Annotated in this window: 15 protein-coding genes; 6 read left to right on the forward strand and 9 right to left on the reverse strand. The window is 37.5% G+C overall.

Annotation, left to right across the window (positions count from 1 at the left end; translation table 11 throughout):
* Positions 1-56: 56 nt before the first annotated feature.
* Positions 57-797, forward strand: coding sequence for an MlaE family ABC transporter permease (locus tag AC3RVG_RS14175; protein ID WP_489692127.1), 741 nt, complete (start codon positions 57-59; stop codon positions 795-797).
* Complete coding sequence (locus AC3RVG_RS14180; protein ID WP_489692128.1) at positions 794-1558, forward strand: ABC transporter ATP-binding protein; 765 nt, start codon at positions 794-796, stop codon at positions 1556-1558. The genes AC3RVG_RS14175 and AC3RVG_RS14180 overlap by 4 nt, the downstream gene beginning before the upstream one ends.
* 6 nt (positions 1559-1564) lie before the next feature.
* On the opposite strand, the gene AC3RVG_RS14185 is transcribed toward AC3RVG_RS14180, so the two are convergent.
* From AC3RVG_RS14185 to AC3RVG_RS14195, 3 genes are all read right to left on the reverse strand, one after another.
* Entirely contained in the window at positions 1565-3001 is a 1437-nt protein-coding gene (locus tag AC3RVG_RS14185) for a DUF389 domain-containing protein (protein ID WP_489692129.1), read from the reverse strand.
* Positions 3001-4080 (reverse strand): mannose-1-phosphate guanylyltransferase, encoded by a 1080-nt coding sequence (locus tag AC3RVG_RS14190; RefSeq protein WP_489692130.1) that lies wholly within the window; start codon positions 4078-4080, stop codon positions 3001-3003. Before AC3RVG_RS14190 ends, AC3RVG_RS14185 begins: the two co-directional genes overlap by 1 nt.
* Before the next feature lie 134 nt (positions 4081-4214).
* Complete coding sequence (locus tag AC3RVG_RS14195; protein WP_489692131.1) at positions 4215-4814, reverse strand: SprT-like domain-containing protein; 600 nt, start codon at positions 4812-4814, stop codon at positions 4215-4217.
* Between the two features lie 242 nt (positions 4815-5056).
* On the opposite strand from AC3RVG_RS14195, the gene AC3RVG_RS14200 reads away from it, so the two are divergent.
* Both AC3RVG_RS14200 and AC3RVG_RS14205 read left to right on the forward strand, forming a co-directional pair.
* Complete coding sequence (locus tag AC3RVG_RS14200; RefSeq protein WP_489692132.1) at positions 5057-7438, forward strand: TonB-dependent siderophore receptor; 2382 nt, start codon at positions 5057-5059, stop codon at positions 7436-7438.
* A gap of 97 nt (positions 7439-7535) precedes the next feature.
* Positions 7536-8690, forward strand: coding sequence for a PepSY-associated TM helix domain-containing protein (locus AC3RVG_RS14205; protein ID WP_489692133.1), 1155 nt, complete (start codon positions 7536-7538; stop codon positions 8688-8690).
* On the opposite strand, the gene AC3RVG_RS14210 is transcribed toward AC3RVG_RS14205, so the two are convergent.
* From AC3RVG_RS14210 to porU, 6 genes are all read right to left on the reverse strand, one after another.
* Entirely contained in the window at positions 8680-9360 is a 681-nt protein-coding gene (locus AC3RVG_RS14210; protein WP_489692134.1) for an SDR family NAD(P)-dependent oxidoreductase, read from the reverse strand. The two genes, AC3RVG_RS14205 and AC3RVG_RS14210, sit on opposite strands and share 11 nt — an antisense overlap.
* Before the next feature lie 54 nt (positions 9361-9414).
* Positions 9415-11100, reverse strand: coding sequence for a pyruvate dehydrogenase complex dihydrolipoamide acetyltransferase (locus AC3RVG_RS14215; RefSeq protein WP_489692135.1), 1686 nt, complete (start codon positions 11098-11100; stop codon positions 9415-9417).
* A gap of 3 nt (positions 11101-11103) precedes the next feature.
* Positions 11104-12102 carry a pyruvate dehydrogenase (acetyl-transferring) E1 component subunit alpha gene (pdhA, locus tag AC3RVG_RS14220; RefSeq protein WP_489692136.1) on the reverse strand — a complete coding sequence of 333 codons (999 nt, stop codon included), beginning with the start codon at positions 12100-12102 and terminating at the stop codon, positions 11104-11106.
* A gap of 259 nt (positions 12103-12361) precedes the next feature.
* Positions 12362-12844 (reverse strand): cytidine deaminase, encoded by a 483-nt coding sequence (gene cdd / locus AC3RVG_RS14225; protein ID WP_489692137.1) that lies wholly within the window; start codon positions 12842-12844, stop codon positions 12362-12364.
* 87 nt (positions 12845-12931) lie between these two features.
* Complete coding sequence (porV, locus tag AC3RVG_RS14230) at positions 12932-14092, reverse strand: type IX secretion system outer membrane channel protein PorV (protein ID WP_489692138.1); 1161 nt, start codon at positions 14090-14092, stop codon at positions 12932-12934.
* Positions 14093-14126: 34 nt separating this feature from the next.
* Positions 14127-17960: a type IX secretion system sortase PorU gene (gene porU / locus AC3RVG_RS14235; RefSeq protein WP_489692139.1), complete on the reverse strand. Its 3834-nt coding sequence runs from the start codon at positions 17958-17960 to the stop codon at positions 14127-14129.
* 220 nt (positions 17961-18180) lie between these two features.
* Between porU and gldJ the strand changes: the two genes are divergently transcribed.
* On the forward strand, positions 18181-19854 hold the full coding sequence (gene gldJ, locus AC3RVG_RS14240; protein WP_489692244.1) for a gliding motility lipoprotein GldJ: 1674 nt from the start codon (positions 18181-18183) through the stop codon (positions 19852-19854).
* 68 nt (positions 19855-19922) lie between these two features.
* On the forward strand, positions 19923-21203 hold the full coding sequence (locus AC3RVG_RS14245) for a UDP-N-acetylmuramoyl-tripeptide--D-alanyl-D-alanine ligase (protein WP_489692140.1): 1281 nt from the start codon (positions 19923-19925) through the stop codon (positions 21201-21203).
* Positions 21204-21242: the final 39 nt, after the last annotated feature.

Consider the following 21242-nt stretch of genomic DNA (forward strand, 5'->3'; position numbering starts at 1 on the left):
GCTTTTTCAATTATCAGTGCTCTAATTTTAGTATTTTAGCCATAGCTAGCGGTTATATGAAATATATACAAGATATTGGATCTTATTTTTTGATGCTTAAAAAGGTGTTTAGTGGTTTCACTAAAACATCTGTTTTAAAGCACCTTATTTTTAAGGAAATCAATGATCTTATCATTAGTTCCTTAGGGATTGTTGCCTTTATTTCCTTTTTTGTAGGCGGGGTTGTGGCAATTCAGACAGCTTTAAACATGGATAATCCTATCATTCCAGATAGTTTGATTGGTTTTGCAACACGACAGTCTGTTATTTTAGAATTTGCTCCTACTTTCATTTCCATAATTATGGCCGGAAAAGTTGGTTCATTTATTACCTCCAGCATAGGCTCTATGCGAGTTACAGAACAAATTGACGCGCTGGAAGTAATGGGAATTAATAGTCTAAACTACCTAGTTTTCCCAAAAATAGTAGCTTTAATGTTTTACCCCTTTGTTATCATTCTTTCCATGTTTCTCGGTGTTTTTGGCGGTTGGGTGGCTGGTGTTTATGGAGGTTTTACAAGCTCTGCTGCATTTATTGAAGGCGTTCAGCAAGATTTTATACCGTATCAACTGTTTTACGCCTTTTTTAAGACCTTTGTATTTGCATTTATTCTTGCAACCGTACCTTCTTGGCAAGGCTTTAATATGAAAGGTGGCGCATTAGAAGTGGGTAAGGCAAGCACCAATTCATTCGTGTGGACAAGTGTTCTAATTATTGCATCTAACTATATAATAACCCAACTCCTTTTAAGCTCATGATAAAAGTAGAAAACGTACATAAAAGTTTTGGGGATGAAGAAATTCTGAAAGGAATAACCACGGAATTTGATAAAGGAAAAACCAACCTCATTATAGGCCAGAGTGGTAGTGGAAAAACTGTTTTGCTTAAATGTCTAATAGGCCTTTTTAAGCCCGAGCAAGGTCGTATTTATTACGACGAGGATGCCATTCAAGATATGGATGACGAGCAGCAACGCAAGCTACGTGAAGAAATAGGAATGCTTTTTCAGGGTGGCGCACTATTCGATTCTATGAATATTGAAGAGAATGTAATGTTTCCGTTGCGTATGTTCACAAAACAGAAAAAGTCTGATATGCTGGATAGGGTGAACGAAGTTCTAAAACGCGTTAACCTTGAAAATGTAAATAAAAAATTTCCGGCAGAAATATCTGGGGGAATGCAGAAGCGAGTTTCTATTGCACGTGCAATTGTGAATAAACCAAAATTCCTTTTTTGTGATGAACCTAATTCTGGTCTCGATCCTAAAACGGCTACATTAATAGATACACTTATTCAAGAAATTACGCACGAATACGATATTACAACCGTCGTGGTTACACACGATATGAACTCTGTAATGGAAATTGGTGAGAAAGTGGTTTTACTGAAACAAGGCAAACTTGTGTGGCAAGGCGATAACGACGAGATTTTTAAAACCGATAACGAAGATGTAACCAGTTTTGTGTATTCTTCAGACCTCTTTAAAAAGATACGTTTAGTACAGTTAAAACAGGGCTAATCTGTATTAAGGATATTCTGAAACCTGAAGCGTATCGAGCTTCATTTTATATTTCAACCAAGCTTCAATCTTTTTTAAATCTGCTTTTCGTTCCTTAGAAGGCACGTTCTTTTTCCACCGCACATTAATTACAGGAAGCGTATCTGTAGTTTTAAAATTCGTGGTTATTTTATTTGAATAGCTAAAAGTTTCAATATTGTCGTAGTTAATTTTAATCTCTTCGCTTAACTGTTTAAAAGGTACATTTTGAACCTTTAAATTTGCTACTTCGTTTTCCAAAAACCGAATTTTTTCATCCTTATTTTGAATAATTTGCTCATTCTTCACATATAAATCTTCCAAAATTCCAGCCTTTATTTCACCAGAAAGCTTCGCTGCCATTTCTCCACTTTGATCGGCACCCTGATAAATACGCAACTGAGTTCCTTCTAAATTTTCGGTTGCTTCCAATTCTTTCAACCAATCATTAATTTTATTCTGTGGCACCGGAAGTCCGATTAAATACACATCAATATTTTTCGACTTATAATCTTGCGTAAATTTTACTACTTCGGCACCTTCATAATTAATTACATTCTTTACGAAATCTTTCGTTTTATTTTCGAAAACCTGCTGATCTAATAATTTAAGAAACAACCAAACACTAGGCACCATTACAGCAATAGCAATCAACGATGCTACTTGTGCGGTTCGTCTTCTACGCTTGCTATTGGCGTAACGCACTAATGGAAATCGTAATATTTTTGAAACTATAAATGTGGAAAGCGCAATAAATACCGCGTTGATAGAAAACAAATAAAGAGCCCCTCCAGCATACGAAGCATTACCGACAGCCAAACCGTAGCCCACGGTACAAAGTGGCGGCATTAAGGCGGTAGCAATAGCCACACCGAATATTACACTAGCAATGGTTCCACTTTTTGTTTTTGCGACAATTAATCCCAAACCACCAAAAATTGCAATAAGCACATCCAAAATAGTAGGATAGGTTCTGGCCAGAAGCTCCGGGGTTTCTTCGGTTAAAGGTGAAAGTTTAAAGTATAGAAAAGCAGTAAGAACACTTAAAAACACCATCACTCCCAGATTAATAAGCGAGCGTTTTAATGTGTCTACATCATTAATTGCTACGGAAAGTCCAATACCCACGATTGGCCCCATTAATGGCGAGATAAGCATCGCTCCAATAACCACAGCTGCACTACTTACATTAAGTCCAATAGATGCCACAAAGATTGAAAAAATAAGAATCCACGCCGTATGCCCCTTAAAAGAAATATCTTTCTTTACAGCTTCAATAGTAGCATCTCGGTCTGAATCTGATCTAATATCAAAAAGCTCTATTAGGAATTTTTTGATGCTCTGCCACGTATTTAGTTTTACAGCTTCAAATTCCTCATCATTCGGAGTTATTTTAATATCCTTATTATTTTCCGTTGTAGCCATTACAAATATTTTTTGCCGAATTTTGTTGAAACCTCCTTCAGAAGTTCCTTAATTTCCTGCTCCTTTTTCTTCGGAAACAACAAAAGAACGTCTTCTTTATCCACTACAATATAGTCTTCAATGCCGTCTAAAACAACAAGTTTTTTCGAATCGGTAAAAATCATATTATTGCTTGAATTCTTTAAAAGAGTTTCAGCATTTACAACTGCATTTTGATCTTCAACTTTTTCTAATCTATCGTAAAGCGCACCCCAAGTGCCTAAATCGTTCCAATCGAAAGTCGCTTTTTTTACGAAAACATTTTTCGCCTTCTCCAAAATTCCATAATCAATCGAAATATTCTCTGCTTCGGGATAGTTATTTTCAATCCATTTATTTTCTTCGGAAGTATTTAAGGAAGTCATCCCTTTTGAAAATAAAGAATTCATTTCAGCCAAATGATTTTCAAAAGAAGCAACAATGCTCTTTACGCTCCAAATGAAAATACCAGCATTCCAAAGAAAATTGCCTGCAGCTAAAAACTCTTTGGCAGTGTTATAATCAGGTTTTTCGCGGAATTGCTTCACCGGTTTTATTTCGGAAGCCGCGTTTTTATCACTTTCAATATATCCGTAACCAGTATTTGGAAAAGTTGGCTCAATGCCTAAGGTTAGCAAAATATCTTCACGTTGGGCAGCATCAAAACAAGCTTGAATATCATTCGCAAAAGCGTCTTCATCTTCAATCCAATGATCGCTGGGCGCCACTAACATTAATGCGTTGGGATTTTCCTTTTTAATTTTTAATGCAGAAAGCAGAATACAAGGCGCAGTATTTCGCATCGCAGGTTCTAAAACCACTTGTTTGACTGAAATTTCGGGAAGTTGTTCCAACGTAATATCCAGATACTTGTCGTTAGTAAGAATGTGAATGTTTTCTGAAGGAATAATTTTGTTGAGCCGTGAAAACGTTTTTTGTAGCAACGTCTGCCCCGTCCCCAACATATCGTGAAATTGCTTTGGAAATTCTTGGGTGCTCATTGGCCAGAATCGAGAACCAATTCCACCGGCCATAATTACTGCGTAATAATTTTTGTTCATAGGAATGCCTGCGTAGGCAGGTATCTTTTAATTAATTTATCGCAGTTTCCTGCGTCCTGTTTTACTTAAGTACCGTTTGTCTTTAGTCCGATTTTTACAAATCTTTCAACTAATAAACTCATCGACTCATCTACTTATTGACTTAAGAATTCCACTTCTGCATTCGGATTAAAAAGATAGATTCTACCTGTAGAAACCTCTACACATTCAAACCGTTTCACTCGCTGGTTCCCGCGTTTAAAGATTTTACCATTGTACAATCTAAAATGCGCGCCATGAGGAATCTCAAAGATATAATTTTTATCGTTCTCGGGGTCAAACTGCTTTAGTGCAAGCGCCAATGCTGCGTCTGTGTCACTAGAAGCTTTCGGGTTTTTAAAATGCCGTGCCAACAAAGGCAATAATTGATTTGGAAAAACTTCTGGCCGTAAATACGGCAGCATTAATAACTGAAAAGTACGCTTCCATTCCAACCCGTGCGGTTTTATAGTGTGCCCATATTTTGTGAAAGCTTCCAAATGCGCTATTTCGTGAACTAGTGTAATTAAAAATCGGTATTTATTCAACGATGCATTTACGGTAATTTGATGCTGCCCATTGGCCATTTTTCGGTAGTCGCCGTGTCGAGTAACACGCTCATTTACAATTTTTAGATGAACATTATGAGTTTTTATCAAGTCAAAAGCCGAGGTCACCGAAGCCTGTGGAATATATTTTTCAAGAATTTGTGTCATATATCTGAAATGAGGGTTACCGTCCTCTTTTTGCTGCTCAAAAATACCGAGTATACATTAAAAGCAGGTGGATTTAGTAAAGAAAATATAAGCAATTCAAAAATAAACTCCACCTACTCCTTTTTATTTCAATCATTTATAATTTTTTATTTAAATCAATTCTAAATAGTCTTTGAAAATTAACAAAATCATAATAGATTTGCACCTTATTTAAAATCAATCCAAATAAAAATAGATATAAAATGAAATTTATACCAACACTACTTTTCATCTTTTGTGTTCAAATAACTTTTGCACAAGAAGTAGCTCAGATAACTGGAACAGTAAACGATATAGACAATAATCCAGTGCCTTTTGCAAGTGTTTACATTTCCGAACTTAAAAAAGGCGGAGCCGCAGACGAAAACGGAACTTTTACAATTTACAACATCCCTCATGGGCAGTGGCAATTAACGGCGAGTGCCGTAGGTTTTAAACCTGCCACTATCATAATTAATCCGAATGAAACTACCTTAAGCGGACTTCGATTTCAACTTAGTTTAGACAATGAACTGGACCAAGTTGAAGTTTTCGGAAACCGCAACGACCGTCCAGATAAGATTGAAACGCTTACTCGCCTACCGTTAAAAACCTATGAGCAAATTCAAAGTATCTCTGTACTTTCTGAAAAATTAATTGAAGATCAAGGCGCCTTAAGCATTTCAGAAGCTACTAAAAATGTTCCCGGGGTTTACACTTTTGCAACTTACGGAAACAAACGTGAAAGTATGTCGTCACGAGGGTTTAGAGGGATTCCTATTCTGAAAAATGGGGTGAGAATACATTCAGATTTTCGCGGTGTGGGTATTCTAACCGATATGCAAGGCGTAGATAATATTCAAGTTTTAAAAGGAACGGCTTCAATAACCCAAGGGGTTGCAACAGATTTAGGAAGCCCGGGTGGAATTATAAATATTGTTACAAAAACACCCAAATACACTACCGGCGGAAGTGTGAGTATTCGCGGTGGGAGCTTCGGACAAGTAAGACCAACTTTCGATGTTTATGGCCCACTGAATAAAGAAAAAAATATTGCTTTCCGTATAAACGGCGCTTTAGAAAGAGCCGATAGTTTTAGAGATTTCGTGGGAAAAGAAAGTTTCTACTTTAATCCTTCTTTTGAATGGAAAATAAATGAAAAGACAAAAGTAACCCTCGAATTAGATCATTATTACGACAGCCGAACCCCAGATTTGGGAACGGTAAACTTGGCAGAAAATGATGTAAACGCAATTTACGATCTTCCCCATTCGCAGTTTTTAGGGTTCGAGAATGACCGTTCCATAACGCAAAACACCACTTATGCCATTAGAATGGATCACGAATTAAGCGATAAATTAACTTTAAAAGGTGCCTTCTACAGTTCTTCTTTAAAGTTAAATGATAAAGGCGCAGGACTAAGTAAAACTATTGTTGAAAACGATGTTCCATTATACAATGTACGCCAGCGCAGTTATTCAACTTCTACGCGTGACGATAACAATAGCGTACTACAGTTTGATTTAATTGGAGATGATGTTTATACAGGCTCGATTAAACACACCTTCCAAGTTGGATTCGATTACCGTTCATCAGATTATAGCACTACCAGCCAATCTGCTGGTGTTTTGGATACTATAAATGTATTTCAAAATATTGAACACCGCTTACCAAACGTAACACTTGGTGAAGCTAGTTTAAACGGTGGAAAAACAAATTCTTTGGGCTTTGTGGCGCAGGATGTTATTTCGTGGAATGGTTGGCTTAAAACATTTTTGGGAGCGCGTTACAGTTCAACTGAAACAATTGCAGATGTCGAAAATACGCGCAGCGACGCCTTTAATCCGTTGGGAGGTATAATCGTTTCACCAATTAAAAATATAAATATTTTTGTTTCGTACACTAACAGTTCCTACCCGCGTTCAGCTTCCCGTTTAGGTCAAAATGGCGAAGAATTAGGCAATGAGCGCTACGATCAATTGGAAACTGGTTTTAAAACTACTTGGCTCAACGACCGTTTACGATTCAATTTAACGCTTTATAAAATAAATAATGAAAACATAAACCTTCCTGTTTATGACGAAACTTGGACAAATATTCTCTACTATGCCCAAGGTGGTAACGACCAGCGTCAAGGAATAGAAGTAGAACTTACCGGACGTCCGTTAGAAAACCTAGAATTAATTGGGGGCTACGCATATATCGATGCGCAATACAAAGAACACACCTCCTACGTATACGGTTCGGCCCCCTTAAATACGCCAAAGCATACATTTAACGCATACGCCAATTATTCTTTCAGAAATAATGCATTGGAAGGGCTTTCAGTTGGAGCGGGTGCATATTATACTGGAGAGCGCCCAATTAACGATTGGTCTTCAGGACCAGTAACACACGAAGGAATTGTACCAGGCCAAGAACCGTTTGATGTAGAAGCCTATACTTTGTTGAATTTGCAAGCGGAATATAAATTCAATCAAAATTGGAGCGTTCAATTTTTACTGAATAATGTGTTCGATAAAATAGGTTACAACGCATATAGAACTAGCTATATAAACCAAACCGATCCACGAAACTTTGCTGGAGTGCTACGCTATAATTTTTGATTGTTTGAGTTGTTAGTTGAAAAAGGCACGACCTAGGTTGTGCCTTTTAGTTGTAATAGAAACTCCTGGCAACCTAAGGTTTTATTAAAAATAAATTATGAAAAATAAAAAATACACCCTTCGGAAATTTATAAACGACGTGCACCTTTGGCTTGGAATAGGCAGTGGCATCATACTGCTAATAATCTGTCTAACAGGAACGGTTCTTACTTTTGAAGAAGAGATAAAAAATATTTTTGCCGAAGAAATAAGCGTTACTCCAACAGCGCAGCTTCTTCCAATAGAAGATTTAACAAATAAATTAGCTGCTGAAGGCGAAGTAATGCGTTTAACGATAAGTCCTGAAACCTCAAAGCCATACGAATTTTCGGTAAAAACGAGTAAAGAAGATAGGCGCGGCACAACCTTTTTTATGGATCAATACCAGGGAACTTATACAAAAAAAGCTCCCAATGTGCTCGACGGCTTTTTTATGACGATGTTTAAAATGCACCGTTGGTTATTATTAGATATTTCTATTGGAAGACCCATCGTTGGCGTGGCAACCATAATCTTTTTAATACTTTCCATCACCGGAATTGTGCTATGGTTTCCAAAGAAAAAATTAAAAAAACTGAAATGGAAACATCTAAAACCTGGATTAAAAGTTGCGTGGCGCGCAAAATGGAAACGTCTTAACCACGACCTACACGTTACGCTAGGATTTTATACCGCTATATTTTTAACTATAATGTCGCTTACAGGTTTGTTTTGGTCTTTTGAATGGTATAAAGATGCGGGAAGTGCCGTGCTAGGCACAGAAGTTTTTGCCGGTCGCAGTGGCGGACAAAAAATAGAATCTTATGTTGCGCCAGATAAAACGATTGTAGATTTTGCCGAAATATTAAACATCACCCAACAAGAATTACAATTTAAAGGCACTACTGTATTACAAATACCAAAAGCTGAAACAGAAATATTTAGCGTTAGAAAATACCACGATCAAGATTTTTTCCAAACTGCAACAGACGAGTTAAAAATTGATCGAGACGGTACTGTGATTTCAAAAGAAATTTTTTCAGAAAAACCATTGAATGTTCAAATTGCGAGTTCCATAAAAGCCATACATATGGGAACCATTTTCGGCTGGTTTTCAAAAACCATTTATTTTATTTCCTGCTTAATCGCAACAAGTCTACCTATAACTGGAGTGATTATTTGGCTAAATAAATTGAAGAAAAAACCGAAAAAACAAAGAAAAATTAAGGTGTAGTACTTGAAATTTGCAGTATTTTTCCGTTGTAAAACTTATTCCCCGTAAGGGAAAAATCGAGAATGTATTTTGCCATTTCAGTGGCTGAAAGTGGTGCATTAAATCCTGGGAAGGCTTCCGCAAGCATTTCAGTTTGCACAGATCCTAAAGCCAAAACGTTGAATGATGGACCCGTTTCTTTAAATTCTTCGGCTAGTAATTCGGTTAAAGTTATGATTGCACCTTTGCTGCTGCTATACGCGCTAAGTCCGGGGAATTTTACACTGCCTTGAATACCGCCCATACTGCTAATGTTCACGACGTGTCCATCTTTTTTCATAAATGGAAGCGTAGTTCTTATTAATGATGCAGGGCCAAAAACATTTACGTCATAGCTACTTTTAAATTCTTCGGAAGTAATTTCGGCAAAAGGTTTATTTACTAAATATCCAGCGTTATTTATTAAAACGTCAACAGACTGCATTGTTTTTTGAAGATACGAACTAAGTTTAATTATTTCAGATTCATCTGCAATGTCAAATTCCAGTGCTGTTACGTTTTTCAGTTTTAAATCTGAAATCGGTTTTGAATTTCGTGAAAGTGCTAAAACATGGTGTCCAGCTTCTGAAAATAGCTTTACCATTTCGAAACCGATACCACGGGAAGTGCCTGTAATTATAACGTTTTTCATGTTTTTAAAATTTGGTAGGCGCACGATTAATCGCGCGCCTACCGAAGAAATAGGTTATACAAACATCGTCACAGGATTCTCGATATACTGTCTTAATGTTTGAAGGAATTTAGCACCTGTTGCTCCGTCCACTGTTCGGTGGTCGCAAGCTAAAGTTACCATCATTGTATTGCCAACTGCAATCTGCCCATTTTTTACAACCGGTTTTTGAACGATTGTACCAACAGATAAGATTGCAGAGTTAGGCTGATTTATTATTGAAGTAAATTCTGTAATACCAAACATTCCAAGGTTGGAAACTGTAAACGTACTACCCTCCATTTCCTGCGGAGTTATTTTTTTATTACGCGCTTTTCCGGCAAGTTCTTTTACTTGCCCGCCAATTTGAGAAAATGTCATTTGGTCTGCAAATTTAAGTACAGGAACCAGCAAACCTTCGTCCACAGCAACAGCAACACCAATATGAATATGCTTCGCTATTCTTGTAGCTTCTGGCGTCCATTGGCTATTTACTTGCGGATGTTTGCGCAATGCCATTGCACAGGCTTTTATAACCATATCGTTGAAAGATATTTTAACATCTGGGTCGGCATTTATTGCTTCGCGAGCGGCAATTGCGTAATCCATATCTAACTCAACCGTTAAATAATATTCTGGCGCGGTGAATTTAGATTCCGCCAAACGTTTGGCAATAGTTTTTCGCATTTGAGAATTTTTCACTTCCTCAAAGCTTTCAGTTCCTACTGGAGTGTAAGCTTGCCCACCACCTGCAGCAGGTTGGTAATTTTCAATATCGCTTTTTACAATGCGGCCGTTTTCTCCACTTCCGCGCACTTGGCGTAAATTGATTCCTTTCTCTTCAGCCAATTTTTTAGCCAAAGGCGAAACGAAAATGCGACCTTCATTTGTAGTTTGTGAAGATGATGAATTGCCTTTGCTCTCCGTAGTTTTCGTTGGAGCAGAGCCCTTATCCTCCGTAGCTTTAGCGCTAGATTCTTTTTTGTCAGCCGCAGATTTAGCGGCAGCGGTTTCTTTTTTATCTGAAGATTTTCCGCCCTTTTTTAAGTTTTCAACTATTCCAGAAACATCAGTTCCTTTAGGGCCAATAATTGCAAGTACTGCATCAACGAGAGCAGATTCGCCTTCGCCTATGCCTATTTTTAAAAGCGTTCCGGTATAGAATGATTCAAATTCCATCGTTGCTTTATCGGTTTCGATTTCGGCAAGAATATCGCCTTCTTCTACTTTATCGCCTTCTTTTTTAAGCCAAGATGCGACTGTTCCCTCAGTCATTGTATCGCTTAAACGTGGCATCGTTATAATTTCAACACCATCGGGCAACTCGGCATCGCTCGATGACCCCTCATCTGAATTAGAAGAACTATCAGATTTCTCTTCCGAATCATCTTCGGAAGCTTCCTCATTGTCATCATCCTTAGCTTCAGTTTTATCCTCCTTTTTATCTGAAGATTTGCCACCGATTAAATCTGATATATCCTCGTCTTTCTCTCCAATAATCGCCAAAAGTTTATCAACAGCTGCGGTTTCGCCTTCACTAATTCCTATATAAAGCAGCGTTCCTTCATGAAAAGATTCGAACTCCATTGTGGCTTTATCAGTTTCAATTTCGGCTAGAATATCGCCTTCCTTCACAGTATCGCCCACTTTTTTAAGCCAGCTTGCTACCGTTCCTTCTTCCATGGTGTCGCTCAAACGCGGCATGTTTATTACTTCTGCCATTTCTTATAATTTATCTGATATAAACGGGTAATTTTCCTGTTCGTAAACAGCATCGAACATCAGGTTCTTATCTGGGTATGGAGATTCATCTGCGAATTTCTCGCATTCCTCTACCATAGCTTTTACTTTTTTGTCAATTTTTTTTATCTCAGCTTCGGTTGCCCATTTATTTTCATAAATCTGGTGAAGCACATATGTAATTGGATCTTCTTCCTGTTTTTTGGCAACTTCTTCTTTGGTACGATAATGTTGCGCATCACTCATTGAGTGACCGCGGTAACGGTAGGTACGCAATTCTAAAAATGTTGGGCCATCGCCACGACGCGCACGTTTAATTGCTTCGTCCATTTCCTTTGCAACCACTTCTGGTTTCATTGCATCAACTGGCTTACAAGGCATTTCGTACCCTAAACCAAGTTTCCAGATATCTGTGTGGTTTGCAGTTCGCGCTACGGAAGTTCCCATTGCGTAACCATTGTTTTCAACACAGAATACTACTGGAAGTTTCCAAAGCATTGCAAGGTTAAAAGTTTCGTGAAGTGAACCTTGACGTGTTGCGCCATCTCCCATATATGTTAGCGTTACAGCGTCTCTATCAAAATACTTATCGGCAAATGCCAAGCCAGCACCAAGTGGAATTTGTCCACCCACAATACCGTGCCCACCATAAAAACGATGTTCCTTAGAAAAAATATGCATGGAGCCACCCAAACCTTGAGAGGTTCCGGTGCTTTTTCCATAAAGCTCTGCCATTACTTTTTTAGGATCCACACCCATCCCGATAGGTTGTACGTGATTTCGATATGCTGTAATCATTCGGTCTTTGGTGAGGTCCATAGCGTGCAATGCACCTGCTAAGACAGCCTCCTGACCGTTGTAGAGGTGTAGAAAACCTCTTACTTTTTGATTGATATAAACTTGGGCTAATTTATCTTCAAATTTGCGCCAAAAGAGCATGTTTTCGTACCAATCGAGGTACGTTTTTTTGGTGATTTTCTTCATCTATCTGCGATAAGTTTTTCCCAAGGGGAAAATTTATTAAACGGATAACAAAAGTAGCACTTTATAAGTAGAAAATACAAATTACAAATCCCAAAAACCAAATCTTAAATAAACTTCAAATATCAAAAACCAAATTCCAAATAAATCACAAAAATGAAAAGTGAAAATTCAATTAAATGACAAGTCCACTTGAAGGAAGAGTTGCCAATTATAATTTGAAATTTATTAGATGTGTTTTAGAATTTGGTGCTTTTTTATTTTAGAGGTATTTAGCATCAAAGCCAAGCGGTAGTAAATCCATAACCGAAGCAACTTTTACAATTTTTCCTGTTTCGCCCATAAAGTAAATGGCGATTGGTGAATTTTGCTTTTGCTCATATTCTGCCATGGATTGCCTACAAGCGCCACACGGACCAATAGGTTCTGTTAGCATTTGACTGGATGAACTGGCAGAAATAGCCATTGCTTTAATTTCTTCATTAGGAAAAAGAGCTCCCGTATGAAATATAGCAACGCGTTCCGCACAAAGACCCGAAGGATAAGCTGCATTTTCTTGGTTACTGCCGATTGGAATTTCACCAGAAGATAGCTTTATAGCAGCACCCACCTTAAAACGTGAATAAGGCGCATAAGCGTTTTCACGTGCTTGCTGCGCCTTAATCATTAATTCATGAATGTCTTTTGGAAGTTCTGAAATATCTTCAAAAACCACCAAATCGATTTCAATTTTTTGTTTTTTCACTTCTTAAATGATGAGTTTAGTTGTTCAAAAATAGAATTCCTTTTAAAGTCTCTAAATTTTTAAACACTCAACTATTAAACTTTTTTATTAATATTCGTCGTACTCATCTCCAAAATTAAACGTCAAACCAAAACGAAGGGTACCGTCTAATGGGCTGTTTGCTAATTTTGAGGTTGAGAATAAGTAAGAGATATCAATATTTATTGCGGTGTAACGGAAACCTGCACCAAAGGACATAAACTTTCTACTTCCTTTATCGTCACTTTCGTTGAAATACCCAGCACGGAAAGCAAATACATCTTGGTACCAGTATTCAGCACCTAAAGCCCAAGTAAATTCTTTTAATTCTTCGCTGAAACCGTCGGGTGCATCATTAAATGAAGAGAACATTCCACCGAAGAAACTTTCGTTGTAGTAATCATCTTGATTGTTTATAGATCCGTCGTTGTTTGAATCGCTTGGAGTAGGCACTAATAGTTTGTTAACCTGAGTAGAAACTCCAACTTTGTTGTATTCGTCTAATATGAAATCGAATCCACCACCTAAACCAAGGTTTGTTGGAAGGCTACTTTCTGAACCAACTTCGTCATACTTTAATTTTGGACCTATGTTAGAAATATTGAAACCCATTCTCCAACGACCGTCAAAATCGTCATAAGGTATTTCTTCACTTTGGTAATACCCTGCAATATCTACCGCAAAAGTACTTGCTGCAGACGCATCTGCCACTGCGGTTTGAAGTTTTAAATCTGAACGTATATAACGACCTGCAACAGCCATTGCGAAACGCTCACTAAGTCTAAGTGAGTAGGATACATCAAAAAGCAATTCGTTTGGTTTAACCAACAAAGGCTCTTCATCTGCAGTTTGGCGTAATTCTATTTCTCCATTGCTGAAATATCGGAAACTTGCTCCAACAGCACTACGCTCGGTTAATCTATTATAATAGGTAATGTTACCCAAAAATATATCGTTCACCAATTTGCTTAAGTAAGGTGTGTATGTAACACCAACGCCTTGTTTTGAAAGTGAAAAAGCGTATTTTGCTGGGTTCCATTGTTGTGAAAAAGCATCTGCAGAGGTAACAACCCCTATATCTCCCATACCGGCGGCACGAGGGTCGGCAGCAATTAGTACAAAAGGAACACCTGTAGTTATAACTCGATTCTCGATTCCTGTATTATCTTCTTGTGCTACAGATTTAAACGCTACAAGGCCTAACAAAATTGGAATAAGTAATTTCTTCATATTAAATAATTTTGAGCAAATATAATTTTAATTTTTATAGAATAACGAGTTTCTCAAATTTTTCAACCCGCTGATTTGTTAACGCAGTTTTAACTGTAATCTTGTACACATACACACCTTTTCCGATACGATCGCCAAAATCATCACGTCCGTCCCACGTAATTTCGCGACATAAATAACTGCCGGATGGTGGCAAGGTAGCGTTTTTGGTCCAAACCACTTTTCCGGTTACAGTGAACACTTGAACTTGTACATCTAAGGTCTCATCTGGTCTGTTGTGGTTAAACCAAAACTGAGTATAGTTCACAAATGGGTTCGGGTAATTGAGTACGCGTGTAATTTCTAGTTTATCGCTACCTGCAACTATAAATTGAATTTCGGCAGTAGATGAGTTATTATAAACATCCCAAGTTTTTAAGGTTAGGGTATGCAATCCATCTTCAAGATCGCGGAATTTAAAAGTAGTCTGCCCTTTTGAATAATCATCAACATCGGCTTGGTAAAATTCATTTAATACAAATGGATTGGATTCATCACCGTCCAAAATAGCTACAATATCATGACCAATACCACTAGCGGTATTAATACCATTAGAATCTTCAAGTTTTGCGAGTAACATTGGGGAATCATCTGTAATTCCGCCCGAAACAAAACTTTCATCGTTCATATATAGTTTAATTAATGGACCTTCGTTGTCTTCGGGTGCATTTTCATTTAATCCGCCAACGTTCAAGTCTAAATTTACTCCAGCTTGATCTTCAAGCACGTTATCTCTTTTTGCATATAGACTAACCCGTCCTTTACCCACGGGTATTTGAATATCTCGAGGAACTACAAATTCGAATTCAAAAAGACCTTTAGAAACGGTTGCCTTCCCATTAAATAGCACTTCGCCCAAGGTGGTGAAATCCATTATAAAGTTGAAGTTATCGTTGTCTAATGTTTGACGCATTACGTTTTTATCGAACACCTTTGCTTCAAGTATACCATTGTAGTCTGCCATTAGCATGCCCGCTTCATTTACAACTTCGCCTGCAAGTTTTATTTTACTTAGAGCCTTAAGTGTATCTGTGGACTGACCAATAGGCAAATCATTTAACATTGTAAGACGAATACTTTTTTTAGGAAAAGCGAGATGCATTGCAGGATCGCCTACGTAGAAAACCACACGTCTTAAATCGCTATCTATTTCTTGTTTGGAAAGTCGCAACCCTTCTGCCGGTGTATTTGGCACATCCATATTGTATCCGAAAAGGTTGTTTGCGAGGAGCTGATTGAATGTTACCCCAGTAGAAATATAAATTGCTCGTGTTGTAGTAACTAAAGAAATAGCACCCCCTTCTTTGTTTTGATAAGTTAATTCTCCCGCAGTGATTCGCAGCGGATTATCAAATTTTGTGAACTCGCAAGTAACGGTAATAACACAAGGCAAGTTATCTTTATTCTTGAAGTTTTGGGCGGTTTCTTTAGTATAGATATATTCTGCAGCAAGGCCATCTTCGCCCCCGTGACCAAAATAATCAATGATTATTGCCCCAACATCAAAGGCGCTTATAATAGCCTTATTAACCTCTGGATAGCGACTTCCTCCCGCCGAAGCTTCTTGTTGATAGGCATCTGCATGAATTTTCTTTACGTTTATAAACGGCTTTTCAATTGAAATCTCATCGCCCAAAGCATCCAATTTTAACTCCAGTTGCTCCTCGTTTTCTTTATCAATATCATCTGAAATAAGTACAAAATTAGTTCTCCAATTACCATAAGAACTTTCCGATGTATATTTTATTATTTTATCTACCATGGCATTGGCCATAGAAACATTGTCTGCGAGTATTCTACCCATTGCAATATCTAGCAAATCGATGTCGCTACTACCAGAACCTATAGTTCCTTCACATTCGTCCATGCTTCCAAAGAAGTCGTCAGACATAAATGATTGTGCAATACTTACACCCGTAAGCGTTTGAAATGTTGGGACAATATTATTGTTATTTGAAAGCCTATTTTTATAATCTATGGAAGCATCCCCGATAATTCCCAGATATTTTACGCGTTTTGCTTCTGTGGAGGCATTGTTATATACATAACGAACAAAATTCCGAATAGCACCAATATCCTGACGGCCACCACCAAATTCTTCATAAATTTTATCTGTGGTTACCACTTTCACATTTAGACCTTGCAAACTTTTATGATAGGTTGCCAACCGCAATGCAGGCTGAATAAGAAAAGGTGCTGTAATAATTAAATAGTCTACGTCTTGAAAATTTCCGGAACCATCTTTAAAAATAGTTCCCTTCAAATTTTGATTCCGAACTACTGATTGTGCAGTTTTAAGTGGAACTAAATAATTATTTGTGCCAACTGCAACATATTCGCGTACCTCGCCTAAAGTCTGCTTAAAGCCGAAAGAAGACGCATTGCCTTCATTTTGTTTTGAAGTAATAAACTGCATATCGGTTACATCCCAAACTTGAGAATATTGCGATGCATTAGTTAATTGATACTCGCCAACACCTGTTAGCGTTGCAGCTTTATTATATCTAAAAGGTAATTGACCATCTACACCGCTTAGTGTTCTAACAGCCCATAAACCTATATAATCTAAATAAGCTATGCTCGATGGATTGCCACCGTTGCTATACATTAAATCTACTTGTACAGATTCGCCATTGGCCGGTATCTCTTCGTAATAAGTATCCAAGTCTAAAAGTCCTCCTACCCCCAACTGGCGAAATATTATTGGGTCCAAAGTAGTGCTGTTTACAGTTACTGCCATTGTAGTTACACTCTCGGAAGCCGCAGCAGTTTTAATTGTAAGCTGCATTGGTTTGCTTGAAACTATGTTGGGAAATTCAAAATTGAAGCTTTGATCATTTTTAATATCGAATCGATTGCCGAACCATTTTCTTCCCAATTTCGTAGGACTTTCTTCATCTTTCTCGTGAAATTGATAATCGTCAAATTCATTTATAGTAAATTCAACTGTCCCAGTTGGCTCCACCATTGGCCGAACGCGTTTTCCAGCATTGCCACTAACAGTTACGTAATAAAAAGAGTCGTCGCTATATGGATTTAAATTTGAATCATTTTCTTCAACATAACCGTTTGTACTGGTTCCATAAAACAAAATATAATCGCCACTATCAAAAGATCCGTCTTCTTCGCCCACAACCTGAATAGCATTTTCCGGAAGATCAAAAAATTTATTTTCAGAATTAAGTAACGGCAACGATTGTCCGCCGAAACCAAAAACCTTTAAATTTCTTGGATTAATTCCGTCAGTGTTCATGCCTAAACTACTTAGGAACGATTTATCTATTTTATGAATTCCAGTTTCTTCAACCTTAAATTTATACCAATCACCCGTGGCAAGTACGGAGTTTGTTATTTCTGGAGTGTAATCTGTACAAGGCGGAGAATAACGGTAGTTAACATCAATAGAAAGTACCTTTTGGTACCCGCCGCCTGTTTTTACTATTGGAGAAATCTTTAACATTGTGAAAAGTTTTTCCCTAGAACGAGAACTTCCAATAGTATATTCAAGATTATTCGGCACTAAGTCTGTGTCTATTTTACTCAATTCTACCGAAGAAATGGGTCCATAACCCACATTGGTAATCGTTACAGAGCTTTTATCGGCAAAATTGCCGTCTTCCCATTTTGTTTGATAAGTAACAACCTCCTTGTTTAATTGCAACTTTAAGGCTGCTATTGCCCTTTGCTTAGACGAAGCTGCCGTTTCAGGATTGCCTATAGTATTTACCGTTGGTTTAGAGTCTCCCCAATCTATTGTTATATTTTTCGATTGAGCCATTCCTATAAAAGGAAGTATTATAAAAATAAAAAGAAGTATCGCTTTTCTCATTAGTACCAATAACGCTTCAAATATACACTTAGTATAACACATTTTTTAAAGTTTTCTATCTTGACGAATTAGGATAATAATTTTAAAACTAATACGTTTGCATTCTTGATTGGTCTCAAAACCTTTTAAAACCCTACAGCGCAATAATAACAAAATATTATTGTGATTTTGTCGTTAATTACTATATTGCGAACCCAATTTTATCATATTTGAATCTATGATGTTAAGAAAAAACCTAACACTTAAGTTATTAGTTACTTTAATAGCAACCACATTTTTAGTAAGTTGCAACAAATCCAGAGACTACAAAGACAGTTCTCGAGCCACTGGTTGGAAAATGAACGCCAAAGAAGGTGGTTTTCAATACAACCCAAAATCTAAAGAGCAAGAAACGGGCCCAGGCCTTGTATTTGTTGAAGGTGGAACCTTTACGATGGGTAGGGTTCAGGATGATCCAATGCACGATTGGAACAATTCGCCAAACCAACAACACGTTCAATCCTTTTATATGGATGAAACTGAGGTTACAAACTTAATGTACCTTGAATACCTAGATTGGTTGAAAAAAGTGTTCCCTCCATCTAATGAAAATTTCAGAAGAATTTATGAAGGTGCGATTCCCGATACGCTTGTTTGGAGAAACCGTTTAGGTTTTAACGAAGTAATGACTAATAATTATCTTCGCCATCCCGCCTATGCAGATTATCCTGTAGTAGGTGTTAGTTGGATTCAAGCAGTTGAATTTAGTAACTGGAGAACAGATCGTGTAAACGAAATGGTGTTAGAAAATGAAGGCGTTACCGTTCGCAACGCTCGTTACGATGTAGAACCAGGACAGACTTTTAACACAGAAACATACTTAAACGCTCCAACACTAACTTACGGTGGTAACGATTCAATTACCCGTGGTGGAAAAAAATCTGAATCTATTGCTAAAAGAAGTAAGGATAGTACAAACTTATATATTCAACGTAAAGATGGATTGCTAATGCCGGCCTACCGTCTTCCTACCGAAACTGAGTGGGAATACGCAGCACTTGGTTTAGTTGGACTTCGTAATTATAATGCCTACAGAGGTAAGAAAAAATATCCTTGGGAAGGTCAATATACCCGCTCTGGAAAAAGAAAAACGCGCGGTGACCAAATGGCAAACTTTAAGCAAGGTGATGGTGATTACGGTGGAATAGCTGGATGGAGTGATGATGGTGCAGATATTACAGCAGAAGTAAAATCTTATGAACCGAACGATTTCGGGCTTTATGATATGGCTGGAAACGTTGCCGAATGGGTTGCAGATGTTTACCGCCCTATTGTTGACGACGACTTTAATGACTTTAACTATTACCGTGGAAACGTTTACACCAAAAATGCTATTGGCGAAGATGGAAAAGTAAAAGTTGTTACTATGGACTCTATAGTTTATGACACATTAAGCAACGGAAAAATCATTGCTCGCAACTTACCTGGAGAAATTTATCAAGTACCAGTTGACGAAAATGAAACTTATTTGCGTACCAACTTTTCTGAAAGCGATAATCGCGATTACCGAGATGGCGACAAACGTTCATCACGTTACTACCAATCGTTCGCTGATGAAGAAGGTGAAGGTGGTAATGGTGCCAACAGAATGTACAACTCCCCAGTTCAAAAAGTATTTGCAGATAGCACAGGCTCTTTAGATCGTCAATACGATAAATCTTCAAGCAGAACTACACTAGTTGACAATGAAGTACGTGTTTATAAAGGTGGTTCTTGGAGAGATAGAGATTACTGGTTAGACCCAGCTCAAAGACGTTATTTCCCACAAGATATGGCAACAGACTATATTGGGTTTAGATGCGCAATGAGTCGCGTTGGTTCAAAATCGAAAAAAGGCAAACGCCCAAGAAATTAAAATTTCAAAAATTATAAAAAACCCTCCTTGGCATACAGCTTCGGAGGGTTTTTTAGTATATTTATTTTATGAATATACCATCCCTACATAAGTATTTTTTGCAGAGTAGCGGCGTAAGCACAGACACTCGTAAAATATTCAGAAACTGTATCTTTTTCGCCCTTAAAGGTGAAAATTTCAACGGAAACCTTTTTACCCAAGAAGCATTAGATAAAGGTGCGCTAAAAGTAATTGTAGAAGAAGAAGCGTTTCACAAAAGCACTGGCGAAACTATTTTAGTGCAAAATGTACTTTTAACACTTCAACAATTAGCTAGGTTTCACAGAGAATCTTTAAATCTTCCAATTATATCGCTCACCGGAAGTAACGGAAAAACTACTTCAAAAGAGCTTATAAACGCAGTACTTTCCCAAAAGTTTAAAACCGTTGCAACCCAAGGAAATTTAAATAACCATATTGGAGTTCCTTTAACATTGCTAGCGATGGACAAAGAAACCGAAATTGGAATTGTAGAAATGGGCGCCAACCATTTAGGCGAAATAAAAATGTTAAGCGAAATTGCAGAACCAGATTACGGGTATATAACCAATTTTGGGAAAGCACATCTAGAAGGTTTTGGAAGCCTTGAAGGAGTAATTCAAGCAAAAACTGAACTTTATCAATATCTAAAAAAACACGACAAGAAAATATTTGTGAATGCCAACGACCCAAAGCAAATAGAAAATTCGCAAGGCATTTTTCGAATAACTTTTGGAACACCTGAAAGCGCTTACAACATTAAATTAATAAATAGCTCGCACCACCTTTTAGTAGAATTTGAAGGCACTAAAATACAAAGCAATTTAGTTGGCGCCTACAATTTCGCAAACCTTTCTGCTGCTATCGCTATGGGCGCCTTTTTAAATGTTTCAACCGAAAAGATAAAGGCTGGTATAGAAAGCTATATTCCATCCAACAATCGCTCACAATTGGTTGATAAAGGTAGTAATACTGTTTTAATGGATGCCTATAATGCCAACCCAACAAGTATGCTCGCAGCCTTAGAAAACTTTAAACAGGCTAAAGGCGAAAACAAAATTATGTTTTTAGGCGATATGTTTGAATTGGGAAAAGAAGCCGAAACAGAGCATCAAAACATCGTTGACTTTTTAAGAGAAAACCCGTTCGGAAGAGCGGTTTTCGTAGGAAGTAATTTTTATAAATCAAAAAATAATGCTTCACACATAAAGCAATTTGAAACATTTGAAGAATTGAAAAAAGAGATTGAAACTAATGTGCCGAAAAATTCAACAATCTTAATTAAAGCCTCTCGCGGAATGGCTTTAGAAAGAATTTTAGAATTATTGTAAAAAAAAATCTGCAAGCAAATCATAGTTGGCAATATCTCT

It is taken from the genome of Aequorivita sp. IT1282 (assembly GCF_058068205.1).